This is a genomic window from Rhizobium sp. YJ-22 (genome assembly GCF_029601685.1).
In the GTDB taxonomy this organism is placed as follows: domain Bacteria; phylum Pseudomonadota; class Alphaproteobacteria; order Rhizobiales; family Rhizobiaceae; genus Metarhizobium.
This window is the reverse complement of record NZ_JARRIR010000007.1, coordinates 138,582-164,674: the sequence shown is the minus strand read 5'-3', so window position 1 is coordinate 164,674 and position 26,093 is coordinate 138,582. Positions and strand designations below refer to the sequence as shown.

Annotated in this window: 24 protein-coding genes and 1 pseudogene; 16 read left to right on the top strand and 9 right to left on the bottom strand. The window is 65.8% G+C overall.

What is annotated here, in order from left to right:
• Nucleotides 1–44: 44 nt before the first annotated feature.
• Genes P7F60_RS17430 through P7F60_RS17420 form a run of 3 tightly spaced genes read right to left on the bottom strand, consistent with a single transcriptional unit; the run spans nucleotide 45 to nucleotide 3,716 of the window.
• Nucleotides 45–1,088 (bottom strand): substrate-binding domain-containing protein, encoded by a 1,044-nt coding sequence (locus P7F60_RS17430; RefSeq protein WP_277919015.1) that lies wholly within the window; start codon nucleotides 1,086–1,088, stop codon nucleotides 45–47.
• Nucleotides 1,089–1,143: 55 nt separating this feature from the next.
• Nucleotides 1,144–2,202: an ABC transporter permease gene (locus tag P7F60_RS17425; protein WP_277919014.1), complete on the bottom strand. Its 1,059-nt coding sequence runs from the start codon at nucleotides 2,200–2,202 to the stop codon at nucleotides 1,144–1,146.
• Nucleotides 2,199–3,716 (bottom strand): sugar ABC transporter ATP-binding protein, encoded by a 1,518-nt coding sequence (locus P7F60_RS17420; protein WP_277919013.1) that lies wholly within the window; start codon nucleotides 3,714–3,716, stop codon nucleotides 2,199–2,201. The genes P7F60_RS17425 and P7F60_RS17420 overlap by 4 nt, the downstream gene beginning before the upstream one ends.
• A 149-nt stretch (nucleotides 3,717–3,865) precedes the next feature.
• On the opposite strand from P7F60_RS17420, the gene mtnK reads away from it, so the two are divergent.
• The 10 genes from mtnK (at nucleotide 3,866) to P7F60_RS17370 (ending at nucleotide 15,109) form a co-directional block, all read left to right on the top strand.
• Complete coding sequence (gene mtnK / locus P7F60_RS17415) at nucleotides 3,866–5,137, top strand: S-methyl-5-thioribose kinase (protein WP_277919012.1); 1,272 nt, start codon at nucleotides 3,866–3,868, stop codon at nucleotides 5,135–5,137.
• Nucleotides 5,134–6,228, top strand: coding sequence for an S-methyl-5-thioribose-1-phosphate isomerase (gene mtnA, locus P7F60_RS17410; RefSeq protein ID WP_277919011.1), 1,095 nt, complete (start codon nucleotides 5,134–5,136; stop codon nucleotides 6,226–6,228). Before mtnK ends, mtnA begins: the two co-directional genes overlap by 4 nt.
• Nucleotides 6,229–6,233: 5 nt before the next feature.
• Nucleotides 6,234–7,172, top strand: coding sequence for a 1-deoxy-D-xylulose-5-phosphate synthase N-terminal domain-containing protein (locus P7F60_RS17405; RefSeq protein ID WP_277919010.1), 939 nt, complete (start codon nucleotides 6,234–6,236; stop codon nucleotides 7,170–7,172).
• A gap of 2 nt (nucleotides 7,173–7,174) precedes the next feature.
• Nucleotides 7,175–8,176 carry a transketolase C-terminal domain-containing protein gene (locus P7F60_RS17400; protein WP_277919009.1) on the top strand — a complete coding sequence of 334 codons (1,002 nt, stop codon included), beginning with the start codon at nucleotides 7,175–7,177 and terminating at the stop codon, nucleotides 8,174–8,176.
• Nucleotides 8,176–9,291: a RuBisCO large subunit C-terminal-like domain-containing protein gene (locus tag P7F60_RS17395; RefSeq protein ID WP_277919008.1), complete on the top strand. Its 1,116-nt coding sequence runs from the start codon at nucleotides 8,176–8,178 to the stop codon at nucleotides 9,289–9,291. The genes P7F60_RS17400 and P7F60_RS17395 overlap by 1 nt, the downstream gene beginning before the upstream one ends.
• A 133-nt stretch (nucleotides 9,292–9,424) precedes the next feature.
• Nucleotides 9,425–10,522 (top strand): branched-chain amino acid aminotransferase, encoded by a 1,098-nt coding sequence (locus tag P7F60_RS17390; protein WP_277919192.1) that lies wholly within the window; start codon nucleotides 9,425–9,427, stop codon nucleotides 10,520–10,522.
• Between the two features lie 351 nt (nucleotides 10,523–10,873).
• Nucleotides 10,874–12,628, top strand: coding sequence for an alkaline phosphatase (locus P7F60_RS17385; RefSeq protein WP_277919007.1), 1,755 nt, complete (start codon nucleotides 10,874–10,876; stop codon nucleotides 12,626–12,628).
• 65 nt (nucleotides 12,629–12,693) lie between these two features.
• Complete coding sequence (locus tag P7F60_RS17380) at nucleotides 12,694–13,158, top strand: hypothetical protein (RefSeq protein WP_277919006.1); 465 nt, start codon at nucleotides 12,694–12,696, stop codon at nucleotides 13,156–13,158.
• A complete protein-coding gene (locus P7F60_RS17375; protein ID WP_277919005.1) occupies nucleotides 13,158–13,844 on the top strand; it encodes an ATP-binding cassette domain-containing protein in 687 nt (228 codons plus the stop codon). The genes P7F60_RS17380 and P7F60_RS17375 overlap by 1 nt, the downstream gene beginning before the upstream one ends.
• Nucleotides 13,841–15,109, top strand: coding sequence for an FtsX-like permease family protein (locus P7F60_RS17370; protein ID WP_277919004.1), 1,269 nt, complete (start codon nucleotides 13,841–13,843; stop codon nucleotides 15,107–15,109). Before P7F60_RS17375 ends, P7F60_RS17370 begins: the two co-directional genes overlap by 4 nt.
• A gap of 14 nt (nucleotides 15,110–15,123) precedes the next feature.
• On the opposite strand, the gene P7F60_RS17365 is transcribed toward P7F60_RS17370, so the two are convergent.
• On the bottom strand, nucleotides 15,124–16,008 hold the full coding sequence (locus P7F60_RS17365) for a DMT family transporter (protein ID WP_277919191.1): 885 nt from the start codon (nucleotides 16,006–16,008) through the stop codon (nucleotides 15,124–15,126).
• Nucleotides 16,009–16,384: 376 nt separating this feature from the next.
• Between P7F60_RS17365 and P7F60_RS17360 the strand changes: the two genes are divergently transcribed.
• Nucleotides 16,385–16,681: a DUF6074 family protein gene (locus P7F60_RS17360; protein ID WP_277919003.1), complete on the top strand. Its 297-nt coding sequence runs from the start codon at nucleotides 16,385–16,387 to the stop codon at nucleotides 16,679–16,681.
• Here the strand turns inward: P7F60_RS17360 and P7F60_RS17355 are convergent.
• The gene (locus tag P7F60_RS17355) at nucleotides 16,678–17,196 is read right to left on the bottom strand and encodes a DUF4269 domain-containing protein (RefSeq protein WP_277919002.1); all 519 of its coding nucleotides are present in this window, start codon (nucleotides 17,194–17,196) and stop codon (nucleotides 16,678–16,680) included. The two genes, P7F60_RS17360 and P7F60_RS17355, sit on opposite strands and share 4 nt — an antisense overlap.
• Nucleotides 17,197–17,391: 195 nt before the next feature.
• On the opposite strand from P7F60_RS17355, the gene P7F60_RS17350 reads away from it, so the two are divergent.
• Nucleotides 17,392–17,562 carry a hypothetical protein gene (locus tag P7F60_RS17350; RefSeq protein WP_277919001.1) on the top strand — a complete coding sequence of 57 codons (171 nt, stop codon included), beginning with the start codon at nucleotides 17,392–17,394 and terminating at the stop codon, nucleotides 17,560–17,562.
• 7 nt (nucleotides 17,563–17,569) lie between these two features.
• Here the strand turns inward: P7F60_RS17350 and P7F60_RS17345 are convergent, their stop codons facing one another.
• Nucleotides 17,570–19,537 (bottom strand): response regulator, encoded by a 1,968-nt coding sequence (locus tag P7F60_RS17345; RefSeq protein WP_277919190.1) that lies wholly within the window; start codon nucleotides 19,535–19,537, stop codon nucleotides 17,570–17,572.
• Nucleotides 19,538–19,543: 6 nt separating this feature from the next.
• Nucleotides 19,544–21,256 (bottom strand): annotated as a pseudogene (locus tag P7F60_RS17340) (PAS domain-containing protein); the annotation flags it as partial.
• Between the two features lie 258 nt (nucleotides 21,257–21,514).
• Here P7F60_RS17340 and P7F60_RS17335 point away from each other — a divergent pair.
• From P7F60_RS17335 to P7F60_RS17325, 3 genes are read left to right on the top strand one after another with little or no spacing between them, the layout of a single operon-like run.
• Nucleotides 21,515–21,712, top strand: a complete 198-nt coding sequence (locus P7F60_RS17335) for a hypothetical protein (RefSeq protein WP_277919000.1) — start codon at nucleotides 21,515–21,517, stop codon at nucleotides 21,710–21,712.
• A 28-nt stretch (nucleotides 21,713–21,740) separates the two neighbouring features.
• Complete coding sequence (locus P7F60_RS17330) at nucleotides 21,741–22,145, top strand: CBS domain-containing protein (RefSeq protein WP_277918999.1); 405 nt, start codon at nucleotides 21,741–21,743, stop codon at nucleotides 22,143–22,145.
• The gene (locus P7F60_RS17325) at nucleotides 22,142–22,390 is read left to right on the top strand and encodes a DUF982 domain-containing protein (RefSeq protein ID WP_277918998.1); all 249 of its coding nucleotides are present in this window, start codon (nucleotides 22,142–22,144) and stop codon (nucleotides 22,388–22,390) included. Before P7F60_RS17330 ends, P7F60_RS17325 begins: the two co-directional genes overlap by 4 nt.
• Nucleotides 22,391–22,424: 34 nt before the next feature.
• On the opposite strand, the gene P7F60_RS17320 is transcribed toward P7F60_RS17325, so the two are convergent.
• Nucleotides 22,425–23,468, bottom strand: a complete 1,044-nt coding sequence (locus tag P7F60_RS17320) for a DNA topoisomerase IB (RefSeq protein ID WP_277918997.1) — start codon at nucleotides 23,466–23,468, stop codon at nucleotides 22,425–22,427.
• A 187-nt stretch (nucleotides 23,469–23,655) separates the two neighbouring features.
• Between P7F60_RS17320 and P7F60_RS17315 the strand changes: the two genes are divergently transcribed.
• The gene (locus tag P7F60_RS17315) at nucleotides 23,656–25,167 is read left to right on the top strand and encodes a phospholipase D-like domain-containing protein (RefSeq protein ID WP_277918996.1); all 1,512 of its coding nucleotides are present in this window, start codon (nucleotides 23,656–23,658) and stop codon (nucleotides 25,165–25,167) included.
• On the opposite strand, the gene P7F60_RS17310 is transcribed toward P7F60_RS17315, so the two are convergent.
• On the bottom strand, nucleotides 25,098–26,057 hold the full coding sequence (locus P7F60_RS17310; protein ID WP_277918995.1) for a lysylphosphatidylglycerol synthase domain-containing protein: 960 nt from the start codon (nucleotides 26,055–26,057) through the stop codon (nucleotides 25,098–25,100). The two genes, P7F60_RS17315 and P7F60_RS17310, sit on opposite strands and share 70 nt — an antisense overlap.
• Between the last annotated feature and the right edge of the window lie 36 nt (nucleotides 26,058–26,093).

Sequence of the window (26,093 nt, the reverse complement as noted above, 5' to 3'; positions counted from 1 at the left end):
GCCCTCACAGGCCGCCCCTCATCAATCAAACACTCAAACCCCCATCAGGGCTTCGGCATCCAAGCCGGCATCGCCACGTCCGCATGGGCGAATTGCGGCAGCTTGGTGCCGAGTTCTTCCATGTTCTTGATGTCCTGGTCGTTCAGATCCTTCTGGGTGATCAGGGTCGGGGGGACGATGACGTTGTGGCCGGGGTCTTCGCCGGCGAGCAGCATGGCGAGCGTGCGCACCGAGACCTGACCGACGACGGCCGGGTTGGTGGCGGCGGTGGCAGCCCAGGCGGAGCCGGATTCGCGCATGGCGGCGATATCAGAGGTCGAGATGTCGGCCGAGTAGATCTTGACGGAGGAAGACAAGCCGGCCTCGTCGACGGCGATCTTTACGCCCTTGGCGAATTCGTCGTAGGGGGCAAACATCACGGTGATGTCGGGGTTGGCCGAAATCACCGAGCGCGCCTGGTTGGCGACGGAATTGGCGATGGGGTTGTCCATCGTGCCGAACTGGGCGGCCTCGTTGATGCCCGGATACTTCTTCTTGAATTCCTTCCAGGTCTCGTCGCGGCGGTCGAGGGGCGCGATGCCGGCGACATAGACATAGCCGGCCTTGAAGCTGTCGCCATTGTCCTTGATCGCCTGTTCCAGCGCCAGACGGGCGAGGTCGCGGTCGGACTGCTCGACCTGCGGGATCTTGTCGTTCTCGACATTGACGTCGAAGGCGACGACCTTGATGCCGGCGTCGACGGCGCGCTTGGCGGCTTCCTTCATCGATTCCGTCAAGCCGTGCTGGATGATGATGCCCTGCACGCCGAGCGCGATGGCCTGGTCGACCATGTCGGCCTGAAGGGCGGCGTCCTGGCGGCTGTCGAGCACCTGAAGCTGGACGCCGAGCGCCTTCGCCTGGGCTTCGACGCCGGCGAGATAGGACTGGAAGAAGTCGCCGGTTGAGAGATAGCGCACCAGCGCGATCTTGACGTCGCCCGGCTTGTCGAACGGTTTCGGCATGTCGGCGGCCAAAGCACCGGTGGCGAAGGCCACGGTGCTGGCGAGGCCGAGCGTCAGCGCACCGAATGCTCTGCGTGTAAAGTTCATGTCAGTCTCCTCCACTGGTGAACGGTAGTCTCTTGGCGGCAGCGGGATTTTCCCGTCAGCGTTTGCCTCTTTTCGAGAGCGCAAAGGTGAAGATCAGGGCGACGACGAGCACCGCGCCCTTGACGAAATCCTGGGTGTAATAGGGCGCGTTCATCATCGTCAGGCCCTGCAAAAGGATGCCGACGAACAGCGCGCCGATGGCGGTGCCGAAGGCATTCGGCTTGGCGGCGCCCAGCACGGCGAAGCCGATGAGCGCAGCAGCCACCGCATCGAGCAGCAGGTTGTTGCCCGAGGCGATATCGCCGCGCCCGAGACGGGCGGCGAGCAGGATGCCGCCGATCGAGGCGAAGACGCCGGAGATGACATAGGCCGAGATCTTGTAGGCATTGACCGGCGCGCCGGCAAGGCTCGCCGCACGCTCGTTGGAGCCGACCGCATACATCATCCGCCCGAAACGGGTATATTCGAGGAAAAACCAGATCAGGATCGCCAGCACGACCAGCACCACGACCGAGACCGGCACGAGGTTCGGCAGGATGAGATCGAAGCGATGGCGGCCGAGCGCCAGGAAGGCGGGGCTGAAGGCGCCGGTCGCCACCGAACCGTCCGGCATGGTCATGCCGGTGGCAATCGAGCGGCCCTCGGTCGGAATGCGTTGCAGGCCGAGCAGCAGGAACATCATGCCGAGCGTCGCCAGCAGATCGGGCACGCGCATATAGACGATGATGACGCCGTTGATCAGGCCGACGAGCACGCCGATGGCCAGGCATACCAGAGTGGCCGTCAGCGCATCGCCGCCCATGACCACCATGACGTAGGACGAGGCCATCATCGCCGTGGTCGCGACCGAGCCGATGGACAGGTCGAAGCCACCGACAACCAACGTCGCGGTAACACCGAGCGCCAGGATGCCGGTGATCGACACCGATTGCAGGATGAAGACAGCGCTCTGCGGCGACGAAAAGCCCGAGGTCACCAGCGAGAAATAGACCACGAGGCCGAGCAGCAGAACGATGAAGCCGTATTTGATCGCCAGTTCGCGAAGGCCCATCGGCGCACGGACCGATGTGGCCGGCAGGGAGGGAGAGGCGGGCTTGCTGTGTTGACTGCTCATGATGCGGATACCTGCTTGGAAGGATGACCGGCGATCTCCGACAGGAGCCGCTCGACATCGACAGCCGCATTGCGGTGCTCGCCGACGATGGTGTGCTCCGACATGACGAGGATGCGGTCGGCCACCTCGAAGGCTTCGTCGAGTTCGGTCAGGAAAACGATGGTGGCGCGGCCGGTGGCCGAAGCGCGCAGCTTGGCGCCGATATCGCGCCGGGCGGCGATATCCACGCCCTGGAAAGGTTCGTCGAGGATCAGCAGCCGCGACGGTTCGGAAAGCCAGCGCCCGACCATGACCTTCTGCTGGTTGCCGCCCGACAGCGTCTGCATCTCGTCGCGCTCGCTGCGGCAGACGATGCCGAGCGCCTCGATCTGGCCGCGCGCCTTGGATTTTTCGCGGGCGCGGCTGGAAATGCCGAGCCGCGACAGGCGCTTGAGGAAGGGCAGGCCGATGTTTTCGGCGATGTTGAAATCCGGCACGATGCCGTTTTCAGCGCGATCCTTGGCGACCAGGAAGACGCCGCGCATGATCGCCTGCGCCGTGCTGGTCGGCCGGTAGGCCGTGCCGTCGAGCGTCATCGCCCCGCCGACCGGCGCCCGGGCGCCAAACAGGGTTTCGGCCAGCGCCGTCTTGCCGACGCCGACAAGGCCAGTGACGGCGACGATTTCGCCGTCGCCGAGATCGAAATCGAAGGGGCGGGAGGACGGTTGCAGCGTCAGCCCGCGCACCGAAAACACCGGCGCGCCGGCCTCGCGCACGCTGACGCTGCCGGCCGACACCTTCTGGCCGAGCATGGCGTTAACAGCGCCTTCGTAATCCAGCTCCGGCCCTTCGAAACGGCCGGCGATGCGGCCGTCGCGCAGCGAGACGATGCTGTCTGCAAGGCGGCGGATATCCGACATGCGGTGCGAAATATAGAGAATGGCGACGCCGCGCGCCCGCAGCCGGTCGACGAGATCGAACAGCCGGTCGGCCTCAGCGCTGGAGAGAGACGAGGTCGGCTCATCGAGGATCAGCACCTGCGGCTCATGCGCCATGGCCCGCGCAATGGCGACCATCTGCCGGTCGGCCAGCGTCAGGTCGTTGATATTGGCGGCGAGGTCGATGGCGAGACCCATGCGGGCCGCAACGGCGGCAGCCTCGCGCCGCACCCGGCGCGGATTGAAGAACAGGCGCGCGCCGCGGCCGTTCAAGCGGTCGAGTGTCAGATTGGTGGCGACGTCGAGATCGGCGACCACGCCGTCATTGATGTTCTGGTGAACGGTGACCACGCCAGCGCGGATCGCCTCGGCGGGCGTTGCCGGCTCGAAGCTTTCGCCGGATAGCGTCATCGCCCCGGCATCGCGGCCGTAGACGCCGCTAAGGATGCGCACCAGCGTCGATTTGCCCGCGCCATTGGCGCCCATCAGCACCGTGACGGCGCCGGGACGCAGATCGAGGTCAACACCCTTCAGAACCGGGATGGTCCCAAAGGATTTGCGCACGCCTTCGATGCGGAACACTGCCGGTTCGCTCATGATCTCCTCCCCATGGCCGGCACGTTAGGCCGGGCTCCCATCAAATGTCAAGGCCATTGACAATTGACAGAATGACGCCTTACCTGTGCGCCAAGGAGGCCGGGACGGCGCGTGGCGAAGCGCCAGGCGACGGCAATCGGGAGGAGTTTATGAACGAGCAAGTTTTCGAAGCGCTGGGCATCGAAACGCTGCCGGCGCGGCTGGGCGGCAACGCGGCCTTGCAGGCGCGCATCGGCGCGGATTCGAGCCGCTGGAGCGTGCGCGAGGTCGGCGACGGCAACCTCAACCTCGTCTTCATTGTCACCGGGGAGACGGGCAGCGCCATCGTCAAGCAGGCGCTGCCCTATGTACGCCTTGTCGGCGAAAGCTGGCCGCTGCCGCTGAAACGCTCCTTCTTCGAATATCATGCGCTGAAGCGCCAGGCGGCGCGCGATCCGGGCATGGTGCCGGAGATCGATTTCTTCGACGAGGCCCAGGCGATTATTGTCATGGAGTACCTGACGCCGCACGTCATCCTGCGCCGCGCCCTGATCGAGGGACGGCAATTGCCCAGGATCGGCCGCGACCTCGGCTTGTTTTGCGCCCGCACCCTGTTTCGCGGCTCCGATCTTGCGATGCCGACGCGCGAGAAGAAGGCGGATGTGGCGCTGTTCGCCGACAATGTCGAACTCTGCGACATCACCGAAAACCTCGTCTTTTCCGATCCCTATTTCGAGGCGACGCTCAACCGCCACACCACGCCGCAGCTCGACGGGCTGGTCGAGGAGCTGCGCCGCGACCGCGACCTGAAGGTCGAGGCGCAGCGGCTGAAACACCTGTTTTCCGCCAAGGCCGAAACCCTCTGCCATGGCGACCTGCACACCGGCTCGGTGATGGTCACCGACGAGGACACCCGCGTCATCGATCCCGAATTCGCCTTTTACGGCCCTGTCGGCTTCGATGTCGGCATGCTGCTCGCCAATTTCTGGATGAGCTATTTTTCGCAGGAAGGCCATGAGGCCGAAGCCGGCAGGCGCGATGCGATGCGCGCCTATCTGATGGACACCGTCGAGACGATCTGGGACACCTTCCGCGCGGAATTTTCGGCGCTGTGGCGCAGCGAGCGCAAGGGCATCCTCTATCAGGCGAGCCTGTTCGAAAATCGCGGCGATCCGCTGGGCGCCGAGCAGGCGCTGACCATCGTTCTTGACGATATCTGGCGCGAGATGCTCGGCTTTGCCGGCGTCGAGATGCATCGCCGCATCCTCGGCCTTGCCCACAATGCCGATTTCGAAACCATCGCCGATCCGGATCGCCGCGCCGTTTGCGAAAGCAAGGCGCTGAAGCTCGGGCGTCATCTTGCCGTCAACCGGGAGCGCATTTCGAGCCTTGCCGATATCCGCGCCACCGCCGAACGGCTCTACAGGGAGACATTGTCGTGAAAGTCGCAGACCGTCATTACCACACGATCTGGCTCAATGCGGACGGCCGCGCGGTCGACATCATCGACCAGCGCTGGCTGCCGCATGAATTCCGTGTGGTCACCCTGAAGACGGTGGCCGATGTCGCCACCGCCATCCGCGACATGTGGGTGCGCGGCGCGCCGCTGATCGGCGTCACCGCCGCCTATGGCGTCGCAATCGCCATGGCCGACGACCCATCGGACGCCCATCTCGATGCCGTCTGGGAAGAGCTGCACGAAACGCGGCCGACCGCCATCAACCTGCGCTGGGCGCTGGAGGCGATGCGCACGTTCCTGCGCCCGCTTCCCCCCCACGAGCGTGCCGAAGCCGCCTATCGCAAGGCCGGCGAGATCGCCGAGGAGGACGTGCAGCTCAACCGCGCCATCGGCGCCAACGGCCTCGCCGTCATCCGCGAGATCGCCAGGCAGAAAAAGCCGGGCGAGCCGGTCAATATCCTCACCCATTGCAATGCCGGCTGGCTTGCCACCGTCGATTACGGCACGGCGACCGCGCCGATCTACATGGCGGCCGAGGAAGGCATTCCGGTGCATGTCTATGTCGACGAGACCCGGCCGCGCAACCAGGGCGCCCAGCTCACCGCCTGGGAGCTGAACGGCCACGGCGTGCCGCACACGCTGATCGTCGACAATGCCGGCGGCCATCTTATGCAACACGGCGACATCGACATGGTGATCGTCGGCACCGACCGCACCACCGCCAATGGCGACGTCTGCAACAAGATCGGCACCTATCTGAAGGCGCTGGCCGCCCGCGACAACGACGTGCCTTTCTACGTGGCGCTGCCTTCCCCGACCATCGACTGGACGGTGCATGACGGCGTCAAGGAGATCCCGATCGAGGAGCGGGCCGGCGACGAGGTCAGTTTCGTGCAGGGCCGTGGCGCCGATGGCGCCATCACCACCGTGCGCGTCTCCCCCGAAGGCAGCCCCACCGCCAATCCGGCCTTCGACGTGACGCCGGCGCGCCTCATCACCGGCCTGATCACCGAACGCGGCATCGCCACGCCCTCGCCGGAGGGGCTGAAGGCGATGTTCCCCGAACGGAGCTGAGAGCGATGAACTTGCAGAACCAGAAGACCACGGAAGACATCGCGCTCGGCATCCGCCGCCGCGTCTTCTTCCACACGATGAAGAACAATGGCGGCTATCTGAGCCAAGCCTGCTCGGCCGCCGAAAGCCTGGCGCTTCTCTACAACGAATTGCTGACGCTCGGCGAACCCACCCTTCCCAAGGTGCCGCTGCCCTTTGCCGGCGTGCCCTCGGCGCACAATCCGGATGCCTTCACCGGCGCCGGCTATCACGGACCGGCCGGCCCGGAATACGATCGCTTCATCATCTCGCCGGCCCATTATGCCCTGGTGATCTATTCGGCGCTGATCGAGACCGGCCGCATGGACGAGCAGGCGCTCGATCTGTTCAACAAGGACGGCGGTTCGGTCGAAATGATCGGCGCCGAGCACAGCCCCGGCATGGAAGTGACCACCGGCTCGCTGGCGCAGGGCCTGTCCATGGCCTCCGGCATCGCCTGGGCACGGGCGCGGAACAAGGAGCCCGGCAAGGTCTGGGTCTATATGTCGGACGGCGAATTCCAGGAGGGCCAAACCTGGGAATGCCTGGCGGCGATGAGCTACCACAAGATCGACAACATCCGCGTTATCGTCGACGTCAACCGCCAGCAATGCGATGGCGCCATGTCCTCGGTGCTCGATCTCGGCGATCTCGCCGCGCGCGTCTCCGCCTTCGGCGTTACCTGCCGCTCGGTCGACGGTCATGATCTGAACGTGCTGCGCGATGCCGCCGCCAGTGCGGAAGCCGGAAAACCGCTCGTCATCCTCGCCAATACCTCGCCCTATCAGGGCATGGATTTTCTCAAGAAACGTTTCCCCCGGCTGCACTACGTCCGTTTCAAGAGCGCCGACGAACGGCTGGAGATGCAGGCAGCGCTTGCGGCCGAACTCGGCATCGACGCCGCAGACTTGCAGGAAAGGGCCTGACCATGGTCGAAATCGTCAATCGCCCCTACGCCAAGGCCTTCGAAACCTTCGCTACCGCCCGTCCCGAGGTCCTCTGCCTCTCGGCGGATCTGACATCCTCGTGTGAGGTCGATGGTTTTCGCGACCGGCATCCGGACCAATTCCTGTCGCTCGGCATGGCCGAGCAGAACATGCTGTCCTTTGCCGGCGGGCTGGCCATGCAGGGCTACCGGCCGTTCATCCACACCTTCTCGGTGTTCCTCTACCGCCGGCCCTATGACCAGCTGATCAATTCCATCGCCTATTCCAACCGCAAGGTGCGGCTGATGGGGTTTTTGCCCGGCATCACCACGCCCGGCGGCATCACCCATCAGGCGATCGAGGATATCGCGGTGCTGCGCGCCGTGCCGAACATGACCATTCTGGAAACCGGCGATGCCACCGAAGTCGAGACCGTGCTGGAGGTCGCCGACGCCATCGATGGGCCGGTCTATGTGCGCATCCTGCGCGGCGAGGTGCCGCGGCTGTTTTCGACGCCGTTCGAATTCAACCGGCTGCGCACGCTTTCGGAAGGCGACGACATCCTCGTCGTCAGCTCCGGCGTCTGCACCGAGGAAGCCCTGCGCGCCACGCAGGCGCTCACCGCGCGTGGCATCGGCATCCACCACCTGCATGCCTCGACCCTCAAACCCTTCGACCGCGACACGCTGCTGAAGGCCGCGCGTGGCAAGAAGGGCATCGTCACGCTGGAAAACCACACCATCGTCGGCGGCCTCGGCTCGCTGGTGGCGGAGATCGTCGCGGAGGAAGGGCTCGGCATCCGCCTGAAGCGCCTCGGCCTCGACGACACTTTCGCCCATGGGGCGTCGAAACCTTACCTCATGAAGAAATACGGCCTCGATGCCGGGGCGCTGGTGCGTGCCATCGAGGCGCTGACCGGCAAGGCGCTCGGCATCGGCGAGGAGGAACTGGCCGAAGTGCGCCTCGACCATGTCCATTCGGCGCAGAAGGCGGAGGCGCTCTGATGGGCCGCTTCCACGTCGATTACTACATCCGCGCCGTCGATGAGGCCGAGGCAAAGGCCCGCGCACTCGACATCGCGCTGGAGCAGACGGTGGAGATACCCCGCGACGTCGTGCCCTCGGGTTATGTCGAGGACGAAATCCTCGGCCGGCTGGAGGCGCTTCGCCCGGACGCGCAAGGCCGCCCCGGCTTCGTCGCCACGATCTCCTACAGCGACGACGATGTCGGCGGCGATTTCCTGCAATTGCTCAATATCGTCTTCGGCAACAGCTCGATCAAGCCGGGCCTCAAGGTCGAGGATATCGATCTTTCGCCGGCTATCCTTTCGCTTTGCCCCGGCCCGCGCCACGGCATCGAAGGCCTGCGCGCCCGCGCCGGCATCGGCCGCCAGCCTTTGCTGATGTCGGCGATCAAGCCGGTCGGTCTGCCGGTTTCGGAACTTGCGCGCCGCGCCCATGATTTCGCGCTGGGCGGCATGCATTACGTCAAGGACGATCACGGGCTGGTCGACCAGCACACCTCGCCCTTCGCCGAGCGGCTGGCGGCTTGCGTCAACGCCGTCGGCGAGGCCAATGCCGAAAGTGGCGGCAAGGCGAGCTTCGTGCCGAACATCACGGCGTCCGCCGGCGAGATGGTCGAGCGCGCCCTGATGGCCGAGGAGGCGGGGGCAGGAGCGGTGATGATCGCCCCGGCGCTGACCGGCTATGACGCCGCCCGCAGCCTCGCCGCCCATCCGGATTTCTCGCTGCCCATCGTCTCGCATCCGGCCTTTTCCGGCGCCAATGTCGTCTCGCCGGAGTGCGGCTTCGCGCACCGGGTCTATTTCGGCACGCTGCAGCGGCTGATGGGCGTCGATGCCGTCGTCTATCCCAATTTCGGCGGCCGCTTCGGTTTTACCCGCGCGGAATGCCGCTCGATTGCCGATGCCTGCGCCAATGATCTCGGCGGGCCGAAAACAATCGTGCCCGCCCCCGGCGGCGGCATGACCTTTGCCCGCATCCCCGAGATGCGCGAGGCCTATGGCGCCGATGTCATGTATCTCGTCGGCGGGGCGCTGTTGCAGGAGGACGATCTGGTTTCGGCCTGCCGTCGGCTGGTTGAGGCCGTCAACGGCTGACGGACCCCTTGCAGGTCGGTCACGATTGGCGTACCGCTTCGCGGATACGTGTTTCGAAACCGATGCAAATCCGGTTGCAAATTGCTGCACGAGGCGGCAATTTGCGCGCCATCCGAGTTGAAAGATGATCCCCATGCAAGCCGAGCGCCTGACCTTCGACATCAAGCCCAATGCCAACCCCATGCCGGAAGCCGACCGCCTCAAGGCGTTCGAAAACCTCGGCTTCGGAACCCTGTTTTCCGACCATATGGCCGTGATCCGCTGGAGCGCGGACAAGGGCTGGCATTCGCCCGAAGTTTTGGCACGCGGTCCCTTTGCCATCGATCCGGCCAGCAGCGTGCTGCATTACGCCCAGGAAATCTTCGAGGGCATGAAGGCCTATCGCCGCGCCGATGGCCGCGCCGTTCTCTTCCGCCCGGAAGAAAACGCCCGCCGCTTCAACGAATCCGCCCGCCGCATGGCGATGCCGGAACTGCCGGAAGCCGATTTCCTCGATGCCGTCGAGCAGCTGGTGCGCATCGACGCCAAGTGGATCCCGCAGGGCGAGGGCAGCCTCTATCTGCGCCCCTTCATGTTCGCCAGCGAGACCTTTCTCGGCGTGCGCCCGTCGAAGGAATATATCTTCTGCGTCATCGCCTCGCCGGTCGGCCCTTATTTCAAGGGCGGCGCCAAGGCGGTCAAAATCTGGGTGTCCGAGAATTATACCCGCGCTGCTGCGGGTGGCACCGGTGCGGCCAAATGCGGCGGCAATTATGCCGCCAGCCTCATCGCCCAGGCCGAGGCTTCGGCGCAGGGCTGCGACCAGGTTGTCTTCCTCGATGCCGCCGAGCATCGCTGGGTCGAGGAACTCGGCGGCATGAACGTCTTCTTCGTCATGAATGACGGCTCGATCACCACCCCGCCGCTCGGCGGCACCATCCTGCCCGGCATCACCCGCAATTCGCTGATCGCGCTGGCGCGCGAAGAAGGCCTCACCGTCAACGAGCAGCCCTATTCCTTCGAGCAGTGGAAGGCGGATGCGACAAGCGGCAAGCTGGTGGAAGCCTTCGCCTGCGGCACGGCCGCCGTCGTCGCCGGCATCGGCACCGTCAAGTTCAACGGCGGCGAATTCAAGATCGGCAATGGCGAGACGGGTGCGGCGACGTCCAAGCTGCGCGAAGCCCTCGTCGGCATCCAGCGCGGCGTCAGCAACGACCGCCACGGCTGGGTCCGCGTCATCGACGGCGTCTGAGGCCAAGGTTTAACGCAAGGGCATTTCCGAACGGAAAATCGCCAAGCACTTTTCCTGGAAATGAACTATCCGGCGGCTCTTGCGCGCCGCCGGATAGCGCTGACACGGAAGCCAGGCCACGTCTTCGCAAAGGCCATTGCCGCCAGCCAGACAAGCGACGCAATCTCGTCGGCAAACACGTAATGCAGGGATTTTCGACCAAGGCGCGGCAGCGCGCCGGGATGTCCCGTTCCGGCCCGGCCTGCCGACAAATCGCGTTCCTCAAGACGTGTTTTTGTCGAGCGTAATATGCATGTCACATGCGGTTTCTATGGGAGTGGCGAACCCACGAGCAACGACGAGGCCTCCCGCATGCGCAAACTCCTTCTCGCCCTGGTATCCGCCACCATGCTGTCCGGCATGGCGCAGGCCGCCGCCATCTATCCGCTCGACCGCGCCACGGTCCTTGCCGGCTCGCCCTTCGACTTCAAGGTCGAGTTCGACGGCGTGGTCAAGCCGGAAGACGTCAAGGTCACCGTCAACGGCCAGGATTATGAAACCGTGTTCGGCAAAAAGGCCGAATTCGTCGCCGAGGAAAAGGGCAAGGAGGACAAGGTTCTCGGTTCCGCCCTCATCCTGCGCGGCCTGACGATTGCGCAAGCCGGCCATTACAAGATCGAAGCCACCGCCGGCGACCAGCACAAGCAGGTCGACTGGGAAGTCTATACCACCGCCGCGACGCCCAAGGCGAAGAACATCATCTTCCTGCTCGGCGACGGCCTGTCGGTCGCCCACCGCACCGGCGCGCGCATCATGTCCAAGGGCATGGCCGACGGCAAGGCCAACGGCCGCCTGAACATGGACGACGTGCCGCCGGTCGCCTTCATCGGCACCTCCTCGACGCATTCGATCGCCACCGACAGCGCCAACACCATGTCGGCCTACATGACCGGCCACAAGGCACGCGTCAACGCGCTCGGCGTCTATGCCGACCGCACCCCCGACAGCCTCGACGACCCCAAGGTCGAGACCATGGGCGAGGCGCTGCGCCGCCAAACCAAGAAGTCGATCGGTATCGTCACCACGGCCGAGGTCGAGGACGCCACGCCGGCCGCCGTCGTTTCGCACACCCGCAAGCGCGGCGACAAGGCCCAGATCGTCGGCATGCTCTATGACGTCAAGCCCGACGTGCTGCTCGGCGGCGGGTCGGCCTATTTCCTCGGCAAGGACGTTCCCGGCTCCAAGCGCAAGGATGACAAGGACTACATCGCCCTGTTCAAGGATGCCGGCTATGCGCTGGCCACCGACAAGGCTGAACTGGACGCCGCCGCCGGCTCCAACCAGGACAAGCTGCTCGGCCTGTTCCACACCGGCAACATGGACGTGACGCTCGACCGCGCGTTCCTCAAGAAGGGCACGGTCGACAAGTTCCCGAACCAGCCCGGCCTCGTCGACATGACCAGGACCGCCCTCGACAAGCTGTCGAAGAACCCGGAAGGCTTCTTCCTGGTGGTCGAAGGCGCCTCGATCGACAAGATGAGCCATCCGCTCGACTGGGATCGCGCCCTCGTCGAAACCATCGAATTCGACAAGGCCGTCGGCGTCGCCCGCGAATTCGCCGCCAGGAACCCCGACACGCTGATCGTCGTCACCGGCGACCATACGCATGGCGTCGCCATCATCGGCACCGTCGACGACGACAAGCCGGGCACCGAGATGCGCGAAAAGGTCGGCACCTATGACAATGCCGGTTTCCCGAACTACGAGGACAAGGACGGCGACGGCTATCCGGATCGCGTCGATGTCTCGCGCCGCCTGTTCATGGCCGCCAACAACGGCCCGGACCACTACGAAACCTTCCGTCCGAAGCTCGATGGCGTGTTCGTTCCGGCCATTCAGAACGAAAAGAAGGAATACGTCGCCAACGAAGCCTATAAGGATGTTCCCGGCGCCGTCTTCGTCGAAGGCAACATTCCGCGCGACGAGGATACGGGCGTCCATGCCGTCGACGACATCGTGCTGCAGGCCGCCGGCCCCGGCGTCGAAGGCCTGACCGGCTACATGGAACAGAGCGACGTCTATCGCGCCCTCGCCGATGCCTTCGCGCTCGGCGCGCCGAAGAAGTAAGCGTTCCCCACACCTCGCGAACAGGCGCTGAATCCGCCTGTTCGCAGCCGTTTGGAGGTTTTGCCATGATCGCAGGAAAGATCCCGCCTCTCTCACGCCGCCGCGCCCTGCAGGCGATGGCCGGGCTGCCGCTGCTGCTCGCCGCCGGCGGCACGCGCGCGAAAGAAACCCTTGGGTTCGACGAGCTCTATAAAAGCTTCGGCGTGCTCGGGCTGCAATTCTCCGACAAGGTGAAGCGGCTGAGCGGGCAAAGCGTTTCCATCGGCGGCTTCATGGCGCCGCCCCTGAAGGCCGAGGCGGCTTTCTTCGTGCTCACCGAAATCCCGATGTCGCTCTGCCCCTTCTGCTCCTCGGATGCGGACTGGCCGGACAATATCGTCGTCGTCTATCTCGGGGCCAAGCAGACCTTCGTGCAATACAACGCACCAATCGCCGCCCAGGGCACCCTCGAATTCGGCCCATGGACCGATCCCGAAACCGGTTTCGTCAGCCAGCTTCGCCTGCGTGACGCCTCTTTCGATACCGTCTGATGCTGTCGCTTTCGATCCGCGATCTCGAAATGCGCTTTCCCGGCCTGGAAACGCCGGCGCTGGCGATCGGCAATTTTGCGCTGGCGGCCGGCGGGCGGCTGGCGGTCACCGGCGCGTCCGGCTCCGGCAAGAGCACGCTGGTCAATGCCATCACCGGCCTCGAACGGGTGAAAAGCGGCGTCATCCGCTGGGACGAGACCGATATCGCCGGCCTGCCGTCAGGTCGCCGCGATGCCTTCCGCGCCCGGCATATCGGGCTGGTGATGCAGGATTTCCATCTGTTTCCCGGGCTGTCCGCCTTCGAGAACGTCGTTCTGCCGGTGCGCCTGGCGCGTCGCCTGGCGCGGCCGGAGGCGGAGCGCGCCGCCATGCTGCTCGACACCATCGGCATCCGCCGGCCGCAACAAGCCATCGAAACCCTGTCGCGCGGCGAAATGCAGCGCGTGGCGGTGGCTCGCGCCCTGCTGTCGCGCCCCGGCGTGCTCGTCGCCGACGAGCCGACCGCCAATCTCGACCGTCGCACCGGCGACGAGGTCGCCGACCTCATCATCCGCCTTGCCGCCGAGGAAAAGGCGACGCTGATCGTCGTCACCCACGATCCGCAGGTGATGGAACGGCTCGACCGCCGCATCCGCCTTTCGGGCGGCCGCATCGACGAGGACAGCGCCGGGACGCCACAGACATGATCCGATTCATCCTTGCCGATATCAGGCGTTTTCGCGCCGGCGCGCTCGCCGTCGTCGTGCTGATCGCGCTCTCCGTGGCGCTGTGCACCGTCGTGACCCTGCAGGAGCGCGCGGTGCGGCTCGGCAGCGCGCGGGCGGCGGAAAAATTCGATCTCGTGGTCGGCGCCGCCGGCAGCGAGACGCAGTTGACGCTTTCTGCCGTCTTCCTGCAGCCGGCGCCCCTGCCGCTGATGCCGGGTGCGGTGCTGGCGAAGCTCGCAGCCGATCCGCGCGTCGCCTTTGCCGCCCCGGTCGGCTTTGGCGATTCCGCCTCCGGTTTCCCGGTCGTCGGGACCACGACGACGCTGATCGCCAGTCTCTCGCCGCAGCTTGCCGAGGGCCGCGCCTTCGCCCGGCTTGGCGAGGCGGTGCTCGGCGCCGAAGTTCCGATGCCCGGGGGAGCCGAGATCAAGCCGATGCACGGCACGGCCGAGACCGGCGGCCACACCCATACCGAACTCGCCTATACCGTAACGGGACGCATGGCCCCCACCGGCACCGCCTGGGACCGGGCGATCCTCGTGCCGATCCGCGCCGTCTGGCAGTTGCACGGCATGGAAAGCGGCCATGACGAGCATGATGAGCACGATCACGGCGACCATGCTTCCGAAGCCGGCGAAAGCGAGGCGCATCACGAGCACGGCCATGTCGATCCCGCGGCGCCCATCGACGAACGTTTCGACGCCGACATGCCCGGCCTGCCGGCCGTTCTGGTCAAACCGAAGACCATCGCCGATGCCTACCGGCTGCGGCAGGAATATCGCGGCGAGACGACGCTGGCCGTCTTTCCCGGCGAAGTCCTGACCCGCCTCTATGCGACGCTCGGCGACATGCGCAGCCTGCTGCTGGCGATTGCGGTCGGCACGCAGGCCATCGTCGTCGCCGCCATCCTGCTGGTGACGATCATGCATGTCGGCGCGCGCCGGCGGCAGATCGGGGCGCTGCGGGCGCTCGGCATCCCCAAGCGCTCGATCGTGGTCATCGTCTGGGGCGAATTGTTCCTGCTGTTTGCCGCCGGTGCGGCGCTTGGCATATCCGGCGGTTATGCCGCCGCGCGGGTGATCTCGGCGCTGCTGACGGCGCGCACCGCCGTGCGCCTGCCGGTGGAGTTCTCCGGCGCCGACCTGCCATTGGCCCTCGGCATCGGGCTTGGCGCCGCCCTCGTCTCGCTGGTGCCGGCGCTGGTCGCCTTGCGCTCCAGCCCCTCCGAGGCCCTACGGGCCTAAATGTTCCGGCGCGCTCAGCCGCGCCGCGCCACCATGATGCCGGCGAGCACGATGATGCCGCCGATGGCCTGCAGCAGTCCGACCGGCTCGCTCAGCACCATCCAGGCGAGCAGGGCGGCGACGACCGGCTGCGACAGCAACGTCAGCGACGAGAAGGCGGGCGGCAGGAAGGCGAGCGCATAGGCGATCAGCCCCTGGCCGGCGGCATGGCTGAAGAAGGCGAGGCCGAGCAGGATCGCCCAGCCGAACAGCGTCACCGGGATAAAGCCCTGCTCGAAGACCAGGGCGATCGGCAACATGCAGACGGCGGCCGACGACGTGCTCCACAGCATGATCGTCATCGTCGAGAAACGGCTGCGCAGCCTTCCGATGGTGAGGATATAGCCGGCGTAGAAGATAGCGGCGAGGATCGCCAGAAGGTCGCCGCCGACATCGCCGTTGCCGAGCGCCATCGGCCCGCCTTTCAGCGTGACGATGCCGATAAAGGCAAGCCCCAGCCCGGCCAGGAAGAGGCGGCTGACATGCGCCCGGAACAGCACCCAGGAGCCCAGCGTCACGAAGATCGGCGCCATGTTGGCGATCAGGGTCGCATTGGCGACCGACGTCACATGCAAGGCGACGTGCCAGGCGGCGAGATCGCCGGCGAGGAAGACGCCGGGCAGCGCCAGCAGGAAACGGTCGCGGAACGTCTGTGGACGCACGGGATCGGCCGGCGGCGTCATCCGCGTCCATACGATAAGCGGCAGCAGCGCCAGCGCCACCCGCCAGAAAGCCGTGGTCATCGGGCCGACTTCCGACAGGCGCACGAAAATCGGCGAACCGCTGATGCAGACGCTGCCGAACAACAAGGCGGCAAGCGCCATGCGGCTGCGGCTGGCGACGGTCGAAGTATCGGTCATGGTCACGAAACGGTCTCGCTGGGCTGAACCGGCCGGAGGGGCGGCCGAATCCGGCTTAACAGAAAGCCGGAGGTGACTGAAATGACAATTGCTGAAGAACCGATCGCTTCGGCTGATGGCCGTGCGCGACTTTTCGACTGCAGCGAATCAGGACAGCACGTCCGGCACCGAAACGCGGTTAGCCGCGGCAAACACGACCGCAGGTAGCAGTTTTCGGTCCGGAAGTCGCGTCTCTGGCAATATCCACAAGCCGAACTTACCTAAGGGGAGGGCGAAGCGGTGATGAAAGTATCCCTTTGCGACGGCTCTTGATACAAAACGTTAATCATCATCTTTGTAAAAGTTGAGTCGTCGAAGGTGAGTGGAGAATGTATCGATGGCCTCTGAACGGATGAACATGTCTAGCGTATCTGCCGCGGGCCGTCTGGTTCCATTCCCGCTTGCCGGACGCACCGCTTTCGTTCGCCGATGCGCGGCCGAGCTGGAAAACACCCATGGCGACGACGCTGTTCAATATTGGCGCAGCAAATGCCGTTCGCTTGCCGACCAGCTACTGTCGCTCGGCTGTTCCGAGGACCAGATGCGCCAGCAGGTCGCCGAATTTCAGAACCAGGTTCAGGCCGAGTTGATGCGCCGCCACTGGCAGGACGACGTCGCCGGTTCGCACGCCTAAAAGATAAGGGCGGCCTCCGCCAACCGCTCGAGGCACGCGTCGTCGAGATCGGCGATGTCGAGCATGGCGCGATAGGCATCGCCCTCGATCCCGAGAACGGCCGCGAAGGCCGGCTCGGTCTTCAGCCCGCTTTCACGCGCGGCCATGACGCGTGCGCGAAACTGTTCGCCGCCGAGCCGCAAGAGGCGCCGTTCGACCTCGAAATGCCGCCAGCCCGCCTGTTCGTTCAGGCGGCGAGGCTCGCCGAAAATCTCGAACGGCCAGCCGGCATGGCGAAATCCGGCGATCACCGCCCGCGAGCCGCCGCTCCATTGCCGCAGCGAGAAACCCTCGAAACCGCGAAAGGCCCGCCACAGCCGCCCGGCGAACGCCGCGCCGTCGAAGGCGGCGCAGACGATGTCGATATCGCTGCCCTCAAGGTCGAGGCCGAGCGGCGGCGTGCCGGCAATCGCCCAATCGAGTCCGTCGAGCGCCGCTGCGATGCCGGCCGCTTCGACGGCCTGGCGATAGGTCATGCGTTTTCTCGACACAATCCGGCCTCCTCCCGGCCACCGCAGGAACAAACTTGCAAACAGAACGTTAGATTGCCAGCCCCACCACATCCGACACGAGGAGCAGGCCGATGACCGACGAATATCTCCAGCCCCTAATGATCATGATCGTCGCCATGGGTTGCTATTTCATGATCGTTCCAGTGTGAGGAAAGGGCCATGGTCCTTGTTGTCTCAGCCCTCGTTTACCTGGCCATCTCGATAGCCGCCGTGCTGGCGATCGATTTCGCCATCAGCCACAAATACCGGCCGCGGCGCGAGATGAAAAGCGGAGTCGCGCCCGCCTATGCACGCACCACTTCGAAGGCAGCCACGCGCATCCGCTTCTGATCCCGCGTCAGGCGGATTGCATGTCCTTCAAGGCTCGCTCGATCGCAGAAGCGTTGTAGGGCTTGTTGAGCACGACGGGCACGGCATTGCCGGGCACCGAGGGCGCGCAGGCCTTGCCGGTCGCGAAAATCACGCGCTTGCCCGGATCGGCGTCGCGCACCCGGCGCGCCAGTTCGTCGCCGGACATGCCCGGCAGTCCGATATCGGTGAACAACACGTCGAAATCCTGATCCTCGATGATCTTCAGCGCCTGCTCGGCGCTTTCCGCCTCCAGCACGCGGTGGCCGAGGCCGGAGAGAAGCTCGACGGTATCCAGCCGGATCAGCGTATCGTCCTCGACAAGCAGAATTGTCAATGCGTCCCCGCCGGGCTTGCTGCGGAGGCCGGCCGGCCGGCGGCATGCCAGCACATGGCGGATCTTGCGCGCCAGCTGATCGCGCGTATAGGGCTTCGACAGGAGCTCGACGCCGGCGTCCAGCCTTCCGTCATGCACGATCGAATTTTCCGTATAGCCGGAGGTGAACAGCACGGCGAGATCGGGCCGCAACCGGCGCGCCCGGCGCACCATCTCAGTGCTTTTCATCGCGCCGGGCATGACGACGTCGGTAAACAGCAGGTCGATTTCCGCCTCGCCTTCGATGATCTCCAAGGCGCCCGCCGCATCCTTCGCGGTCAGCACGCCATAGCCGAGATCGGCCAGCATTTCCACGACGATGGCGCGCACCGCCTCGTCGTCCTCGGCGACCAGAATGGTCTCGGTGCCGCCGGTCATCTCGATGCCGCCTTCGTCGGAAAGCCGGTCCTCGTCGGCCTCGGCGCGCGGCAGGGTGAGGCGCACCGTGGTGCCGCTGCCCATCTCGGTCTCGATGCGCACATGCCCGCCGGATTGGCGCACGAAACCATAGACCATCGACAGGCCGAGCCCGGTGCCCTTGCCGAGCGGCTTGGTGGAGAAGAACGGCTCGAACACCTGCGGCAATATCTCGGGCGGAATGCCACCGCCGGTATCGGCGACCGACAGCTCGACATAATCACCAGGGGCGAGTTCGGGAAAGCGCCGGTCGCCGCCCGGCGGGCAGGTGACGTTGGCGGCGGCGATCACCAGCCGCCCGCCGCCATTCATGGCGTCGCGGGCGTTGATCGCCAGGTTGAGGAGGGCGTTCTCGATCTGGGCCGGATCGACCAGCGTGTTCCACGATCCGTCCGGCGCGACCGTTTCGATCTCCATCGCCTCGCCCAGCGTCCGCCGCAGCATCTCGCCCGTGGAGGCGACGAGGCGGCCGACGTTCAGCACCTTCGGTTCCAGCGGCTGGCGGCGGCCGAAGGCAAGGAGCTGGCTGGCGAGCTTGGCGCCGCGCTCGACGCCGGTCGCGGCCTGCGCCACCCGGCGCTCGGCCCGGGCATTGCCGGCGACATCGCGGCGCAGCAGTTGCAGATTGCCGGAGATCACCTGCAGCAGATTGTTGAAGTCATGGGCGACACCGCCGGTCAATTGCCCCAGCGTCTCCATCTTCTGCGCCTGGCGCAGCTGCTCCTCGGCCTGGCGAAGCGCCTCCTTCTGCGCCTTCTCCTCGGTGACGTCGCGCCCATAGGCAAAGACGAGATCGCCTTCGGTGGAGGTGTGCCAGGAAATCCAGCGCGGCGTGCCGTCGGCATGGCAAAAGCGATTCTCGAAGCTGGAGACTTTCAGCCAGGATTGCGCCTGCTCCAACGCCGCGCGGGTGCGGTCGATGTCCTCGGACCAGACGAATTCGAGATAGTTGCGGCCGATCGCCGCCTCCGGTTCGAGGCCGAGGATCGCCGACCAGGCGGGATTGACGGCACGCAGCAGGCCATCGTTGCCGGCGACCAGCAGGATGTCGCGGGAATTGCGCCACACCCGGTCGCGCTCGGCGGTGCGGGCCTCGACCTTGTCCTCCAGCGCCGCCGCCAGCGCCAGCAGATCCTGCTCGGCCCGGCGGCGCTCGACCGCCATGCGCGTGCGCTCGGCCACCTCGCGCACGAAGGCCAGCTCTTCGGCCATCCATTCGCGCGCCGTGGCGTGATGGATAAACAGCAGCGCCGCCATGCGGCCGTTTTCCATGACGGGAACATTGACCAGCGAACGCACGCCGATCGCCTCCAGCGCCGCGCGCTTGAAGTTGGCGCGTGGATCCTCGGCGGCGTCGGAAAAATGCACCAGACGGCCTTGCTTCAGGTCGTCGATGAAGCTGCCGAAATCGCGGAACCGGTAGATGCCGGAAAGCGGCGTGCTACCGGCGGCGGTCCAGCCGGGATCGAGCTCGACCGTTTCGAGGTCGCTGTCGACGGCACCGTAACCGGCGCGGCTGGCGCCGAGGGCCTGTCCCAGGACCTCGACCGCCGCATAGGCGATGTCGCGCGGTTCACGCGCCTCGCGGAACCGGTCGGCAAGCGCCAGCAGCGCCTGGCGGCGCTCCTGCTCGGCGATCTGGTCGGTGACGTCGACATTGACGCCGATCATGCCGATGAAAGCGCCGAAACCGTCGAAGCGCGGCCGGGCATCGGTGCGCAGCACCCGGTAGCGCCCGTCATGGCGGCGGAAACGGGCCATGGTCGAAAAGCCGATCTCGGCTTCCAGCGACTCACCGGCCTCCGCAAACAGCCGCTCGCGATCCTCGGGATGGACGACCGGCACCCAGTCGAAGCCTTCGACCGCCTCCTGGCGCAGGCCGAGGAACAGCCGCTGCGCCTCGTTGAGATAGATGCAATTGCCCTGGCGGTCGGTCATCCACAGCATGACCGGCGCTGTCTCGGCCACAAGCCGGAAGCGCTGCTCGCTTTCGCGCAAGGAACGCTCTGCACGGTTCTGCTCGGTGACGTCCTGGCCCTGGACGAAGACGCCGGTGCAATTGCCGTCGTCGTCGAGGATCGGCTGGTAGACGAAATCGACGAAGCGCTCCTGCGGCTCGGCGCGCGACGCCGCCTGCAGCATGATCCGGACATTGCGGCCGACGAAAGGCCGTTTCGTCGCCACCACCGTATCGAGGAGCGCGACGAAGCCCTGCTCGACCACCTCGGGCAGCGCCTCGCGCAGCGGCTTGCCGACGATGTCGCGGTCGCCGATGAGCGCCTGATAGGCGAGGTTGGTCATCGAGAAGACGTGGTCGGGGCCGCTGAGAATGGCGACGAAGCCGGGGGCCTGCACGAACAGCGCCCGAAGACGCCGACCTTCCTCTTCCAGCCTTTCGTTGAGACGCTGCACGGCCTCGGCCCGGCGCAACACGCCGCTTTCGACCGCCGCGCCACGCTCGTAGAACAGCGCGCCATGGGCAAGCGAGCGCAGCCGCTGCAGTTCGGTCACGTCGACGGTATGCTGAAGGATATAGGCGACCGCGCCGTCGGCCCTGAGGATCGGCGTGTGGCTGGCGCTCCAATAGCGCTCCTCGAAGCCGCGCCCGTCCGGCAGCGGGATATTGTACTGGATGAGCGGGATATGGTCGGCAAGCCCGGTCTCCACCACCCGCTCCAGCGAGCCGCGCAACTGCCGGTACTCGGCCGAGCCGGGATCGCTGGGAAAGGCGGCGAACATATTGCGCCCGATGAGATCGGCGCGCTCGCGCAGGGTAACGCGCAGATAGGCGTCGTTCATGGCGACGAGATCGAAAGCGGGATCGAGAAGAACGTAAGGGTTGGGGGAGGCGGCGAACAAAGCTTCGAAATCGAGTTCAGTCATTGGTATCCGCCCGATGCCGGCGGTGCCTTTCCGTCCGGTTCCCTCATTGCCGAAATCGACGGCGCCCGCCCCGCTTTTTCGATCTTTCCCAGATATGAAGCGGCGCGCGCGAAAGGCAAGGGCGGTTGCGGACAGATTCGCGAGCCGCCGCCATGGAACCAAAGGGGGCATCCTGCCGTTAGACCCTGATGTAGGCCCGGCCGCCGCAAGGTCCGTCTTTGCGTGCGCAGGGTTCGAAACAATCGAAAGGTTGTCAAGATGAAAGGATTTTTCAGACGATTTCGCGACCGGCAGCGCCGGGCGGCACCCGCGCCGCCGCCGCGCAAGCGCAACAGCCGCGCAATACAGGTGATGTCGCCGCATACGGTGGATCTGCCGCATCCGGCCGATCGGGCCAGGGAAATTCGAGTGCCCGCCTCCATCAATGGCGTCGATCTGTCGAGCGGACGCCTTTGAGCGTGGCAAAGCTTTGGGAGAGTGAGGGATGAAGGTTCGCGATGTGATGACGAGGCAGGTGGTGACCGCCGCGCCCAACGATTCTGTGCAGGCGATCGCGCGGCTGATGGCCGATATCGATACCGGCGCCATTCCCATCGAGGTGCCGGGGGTCGGAAACCTGGTCGGCGTCATCACCGATCGCGATATCGTGCTGCGTGTCGTCGCCGAGGGGCTTGCCTCGACGACCGCGGTTTCCGAAATCATGACCGTCGGCATCGAGAACTGCCAGGAAGACGACGACATCGACGATGTCGCGCGGCGGATGACCGAACTCAGCATGCGCCGTCTCGTCGTCTACGACGCCAATCGCGAACTGTCCGGCATCGTCACCCTGCACGATATCGTCGCCGAACAGCAGCGCAACTCCCCGCACGGAGGAGAAACGACATGAACGATCGCTTGTGGAGCGAAGCCGTCATTCTCGAAGCCCCGGGCCGTCAATTGCGCGTCGAAAGCACCCGCGACGCCGACATCTGCCTGCGCCGCTACTGGCCGGTGGATGAGGGCCGCGCCTGGGAAGTCGCCCGCGACGCCTGCCAGAAGGCCCTCTCCGGCGTGACCTCGCCCGACAGCGCGCGGCGCGCCTTCATCGAGGCCGCCCGCGAGGCCGCCTTCGAGATCCGCTCCTGGTCCTGATCGGCCCCGGAACCATCGACGAAAAGGCCTGCCCTCACGGGCGGGCCTTTTTGCTGCCGGCGGCGGAGAGATAGGCAAGCAGCCGGTTCTCGTCGGCGCGCAGACCCCGCAACCGCGCGGCCGGCGGACGCGCAATGGCGTCGATGCCGGCGGGACTGTCCTCCAGCGCCAGATCCAGCACGTCCGGGTGGACATAGCTGGAGCGGCAGACGGCCGGCGTGTTGTGCAGCGCCGCCGCCGCCGCCTCGCACAGCGCCTTGACGCTCGGCCGCTGGCCGCGCCTGATGTGCTCGACGGCGGCGTTGAAGGCCGCCAGCGTGCCGCCCCAGGTGCGGAAGGTTTTTGCGGTGACGCCGGTGCCGGCGATACCGGCGAGATAGGCATTGAGCTGGCCGGAATCGATCGAATGGCAGGAGCCGTCGGTATCGCGCCAGGCAAACAGCGCCCGGCCCGGCAGGTCGGCGATTTCCTCCAGGATGCGCTGCAGGCGCGGATGACGCAGGCTGCGGCGCACGCGTTTTCCGCCTTTGGCGACGAAGCGCAGCTCGATGCCGTCCTCGCCGAAGCGGATATGGCGCTTGAGCAGCGTCGTCGCCCCATAGGTGCCGTTGTCGCGGGTATAGCTGCGGTTGCCGACACGCAGATGCGCCGCATCGAGGAGCACGACGAGGGCCGCGAGCACCGCCTCGGCATGTTCGGCGCCGGCGCCGAGATCGCGGTCGACGCGGCGGCGGATGCGCGGCAGGGCGCGCGCGAACTCGACGAGTTGGTGGAACTTGTCGCCGGACCGCAGCGCAGCCCAGGCGGCATGATAGCGATATTGCTTGCGCCCGCGCGCATCGTAACCGGTGGCCTGCAGATGGCCGTCGGGTTTCAGACAGATCCAGACGTCTTCATAAGCCGGCGGCAGGCCGAGCGAACGGATGCGCAGCCGCACCTCGTCGTCGGTCACCAGCGCCCCGTCCGGCTGGCGATACGCAAAACCCTTGCCGCGTCGCAGGCGGCGGATGCCGGGCTCGGCATCCGAGACATAGGTAAGCCCGATTGCCTTCAACACGTCCGCCTGTTCGTCCGTCATGCCCGCACCCATGTGTTTTCGATGCGACATCAACGGCGCGACGCCGCTTCCGGTTCCTGCGGTCGGGGGCAGGACAGGGCAAGGCTAGGTCAGGGAACAAGCGGCGCCGTCACGCGTTTATTCGACGCCATCGGCGTCGCCTGCGGGGCCGATGGCTGTGTTCTTTCGGGGCGAGAGAGAGTTTCCCGTGTTTCTTGCAGACCAACAACCGGACGGTCGCGTTTCCCAGAAGCGCGAAACCGTGATTCGTGTCGGGGTGAACGCCGCCGACGCCGCCACCGCCGACCGGGCGGCCTTCCTGATCGACGGCAAAAGCTATTTCGAGCGGCTGGAAGAGGTTCTGCCGCGCGCGAAAAGAACCATCTGGATCGTCGGCTGGGATTTCAATCCGGAGATACGCCTGCATCCGGGTTCGCCGCTGCAGCTTGGCGAATTGCTGCGCCGCTGCGTCGATGCCAATCCCGATCTCGACGTGCGCATCCTCGTCTGGGCGATGGGGCCGATCTATTCCGGCAAGACGCTGCGCTTCTTCCGCAGGATGCCGTGGAGCGACCATCCGCGCATCACCCTGAAATTCGACCTGCGCCATCCTTTGCGCGCCTGCCATCACCAGAAGCTGGTGGCCATCGACGACCGCATCGCCTTTCTCGGCGGCATGGACCTGACCGCCCGCCGCTGGGACGAACCGAGCCACGATCCCGTCAACGCCGAACGCGTCTCGCCAGAGGGCAAGCCCTACGGTCCGGTCCACGACATCCAGGCGATGGTCGAAGGGGAGGCGGCGCGCATGGTCGCCGACATCGCCCGACATCGCTGGAAGCGCGCCACCGGCGAGGCCCATTCCCCGACCGAAGACAGCGATCTCGCCTGGCCCGCCGATTTCGAGGCGCCGCTGACCGCCTGCCGCACCGCGGTCGCCCTGACCGAGCCCTGGACCTGGAGCCGTAAGGGCCGGCGCGAAGCCATCCGCCTCACCCATGACGCCCTGATGGCGGCCCGCAAGACCATCTATATCGAGACGCAATATCTCGCCTCCTTCGGCGTGGCCCGCACGCTGGCGCGGCGCCTGCGCGATCCGGAGGGCCCGGAGATCATCGCCATCGTCACCCGCAGCTCGCACGGCTTTCTCGAAAAGATCATGATGGGCAACAATCGCGACCGGCTGATCCGCCGCCTCAAGCGCGCCGACCGCTACGGCCGCCTGCGCGTGCTCTATCCGGCGATCCCGAGGGCGGACGGCGCGGACCAGGAAATCATCATCCATTCCAAGCTGATCATCGTCGACGACCGGTTCGTGCGCATCGGTTCCTCAAACCTCAATTACCGTTCGGAGGGGCTGGATACCGAATGCGATCTCGCCATCGAGGCGGGCGACGCCGCGCACGCCGCGGCGCTGACCCGGCTGCGCCACACACTGATGGCCGAGCATGTCGATGCCGATCCGGCCGAGGTCGCGCGCCTCGAAAGCGAGGGCGGTTCGATGGTCGGGACGCTCGACCGGCTGAACGTGCGCCCGCGGGGCCTGCGCCCCTTCGATATCGATGTCGCCAAGGGAGAGACGACCTCGATCCCCGGCACCGGCCTCATCGACCCCAAGGAGCCGTTCTGGCCGCTGCAGACCATGCCGCGTCAGCTCGGCATCGTCGCCTCGCGCCTGTTCGGCGCCTTGTCGCTCTCCGGCTCGCGCCCGCGAAAATAGATCTCGCTTCCGAGGAAGGTCGGCAGGCCGATGGCCAGCGGAATGAGGAAATAGATCACCCGGAAGGCGATCAGCGCTCCGATCGCCTTCTGCTCGCCGACGAGATGCATCACCGTCGCCTCGAGCACGCCGATGCCGCCCGGCACATGGGTGATCAGCGTCGCGACATTGCCGGTGACATAGGCGGTGGTGACGTCGAGAAAGCCGATGGCGCCATAGGCGCGCATCAATTGGTGCAGGCAGGCGGCCACACAGACGAAATTGATCGTGCCGACCAGCAATTGCCCGAGCGCCAGCCGGAAACCCGGCATTTCCACCCGCCAGCGCCATAGCTTGATCGAACCACGCAGGAAAACCGACGCGACGAGATAGGCGGCCGAACAGGCAAGGCAGGCAATCCCCAGCGCCAGCGCCGCGCCCTCGCCCATGCCGAGCGGCGCGGTGGCCTGCGGGCGCAGCACCAGCGCGATGCCGGCCAGCGCCGCCAGCCCCAGGCCCACCGTCACGCCGCAGAAACCGATGACCTTGGCGATCTCCTCGGTGGTCAGGCCCCAGCGGGAATAGAAGCGATAGCGCACCGCGCCGCTGCTCAGCGCCGCCAGCCCGATCGTATGGCCGATCGACAGGCCGCAGAAGGAGGCGAGTGCGGTGCGCCGCAACGCCAGCGGCTTGCCGGCATAGCGCACCGCCAGCGCATCGAACAGGCCGAGGCTGAGATAGGAGCCGGCGCAGAACAGGACAGCCAGCCCGAGATTGCTCCACGGCAGCGCCTGGAGAGATTCGACGATATCGTCGCGGCTATACTGGCGCAGGCTGCGATAGAGAAGGGCAAGGGCGCCGAGCGTGGCAAGGGCCGTCAGGGCATGGAGAAGGAGCTGCTTCTTTTTCATGATCGTCGCAAGAAAGGTTTCGATGGTTTGGAACGA

Coding starts and splice junctions, on each gene's coding strand:
- P7F60_RS17430 (WP_277919015.1), bottom strand. CDS start 1,088: ATGAACTTTACACGCAGAGCATTCGGTGCGCTGACGCTCGGCCTCGCC.
- P7F60_RS17425 (WP_277919014.1), bottom strand. CDS start 2,202: ATGAGCAGTCAACACAGCAAGCCCGCCTCTCCCTCCCTGCCGGCCACA.
- P7F60_RS17420 (WP_277919013.1), bottom strand. CDS start 3,716: ATGAGCGAACCGGCAGTGTTCCGCATCGAAGGCGTGCGCAAATCCTTT.
- mtnK (WP_277919012.1), top strand. CDS start 3,866: ATGAACGAGCAAGTTTTCGAAGCGCTGGGCATCGAAACGCTGCCGGCG.
- P7F60_RS17405 (WP_277919010.1), top strand. CDS start 6,234: ATGAACTTGCAGAACCAGAAGACCACGGAAGACATCGCGCTCGGCATC.
- P7F60_RS17400 (WP_277919009.1), top strand. CDS start 7,175: ATGGTCGAAATCGTCAATCGCCCCTACGCCAAGGCCTTCGAAACCTTC.
- P7F60_RS17395 (WP_277919008.1), top strand. CDS start 8,176: ATGGGCCGCTTCCACGTCGATTACTACATCCGCGCCGTCGATGAGGCC.
- P7F60_RS17390 (WP_277919192.1), top strand. CDS start 9,425: ATGCAAGCCGAGCGCCTGACCTTCGACATCAAGCCCAATGCCAACCCC.
- P7F60_RS17385 (WP_277919007.1), top strand. CDS start 10,874: ATGCGCAAACTCCTTCTCGCCCTGGTATCCGCCACCATGCTGTCCGGC.
- P7F60_RS17380 (WP_277919006.1), top strand. CDS start 12,694: ATGATCGCAGGAAAGATCCCGCCTCTCTCACGCCGCCGCGCCCTGCAG.
- P7F60_RS17375 (WP_277919005.1), top strand. CDS start 13,158: ATGCTGTCGCTTTCGATCCGCGATCTCGAAATGCGCTTTCCCGGCCTG.
- P7F60_RS17370 (WP_277919004.1), top strand. CDS start 13,841: ATGATCCGATTCATCCTTGCCGATATCAGGCGTTTTCGCGCCGGCGCG.
- P7F60_RS17365 (WP_277919191.1), bottom strand. CDS start 16,008: ATGACCGATACTTCGACCGTCGCCAGCCGCAGCCGCATGGCGCTTGCC.
- P7F60_RS17360 (WP_277919003.1), top strand. CDS start 16,385: ATGGCCTCTGAACGGATGAACATGTCTAGCGTATCTGCCGCGGGCCGT.
- P7F60_RS17355 (WP_277919002.1), bottom strand. CDS start 17,196: ATGACCTATCGCCAGGCCGTCGAAGCGGCCGGCATCGCAGCGGCGCTC.
- P7F60_RS17350 (WP_277919001.1), top strand. CDS start 17,392: ATGGTCCTTGTTGTCTCAGCCCTCGTTTACCTGGCCATCTCGATAGCC.
- P7F60_RS17345 (WP_277919190.1), bottom strand. CDS start 19,537: ATGGCGGTCGAGCGCCGCCGGGCCGAGCAGGATCTGCTGGCGCTGGCG.
- P7F60_RS17335 (WP_277919000.1), top strand. CDS start 21,515: ATGAAAGGATTTTTCAGACGATTTCGCGACCGGCAGCGCCGGGCGGCA.
- P7F60_RS17330 (WP_277918999.1), top strand. CDS start 21,741: ATGAAGGTTCGCGATGTGATGACGAGGCAGGTGGTGACCGCCGCGCCC.
- P7F60_RS17325 (WP_277918998.1), top strand. CDS start 22,142: ATGAACGATCGCTTGTGGAGCGAAGCCGTCATTCTCGAAGCCCCGGGC.
- P7F60_RS17320 (WP_277918997.1), bottom strand. CDS start 23,468: ATGACGGACGAACAGGCGGACGTGTTGAAGGCAATCGGGCTTACCTAT.
- P7F60_RS17310 (WP_277918995.1), bottom strand. CDS start 26,057: ATGAAAAAGAAGCAGCTCCTTCTCCATGCCCTGACGGCCCTTGCCACG.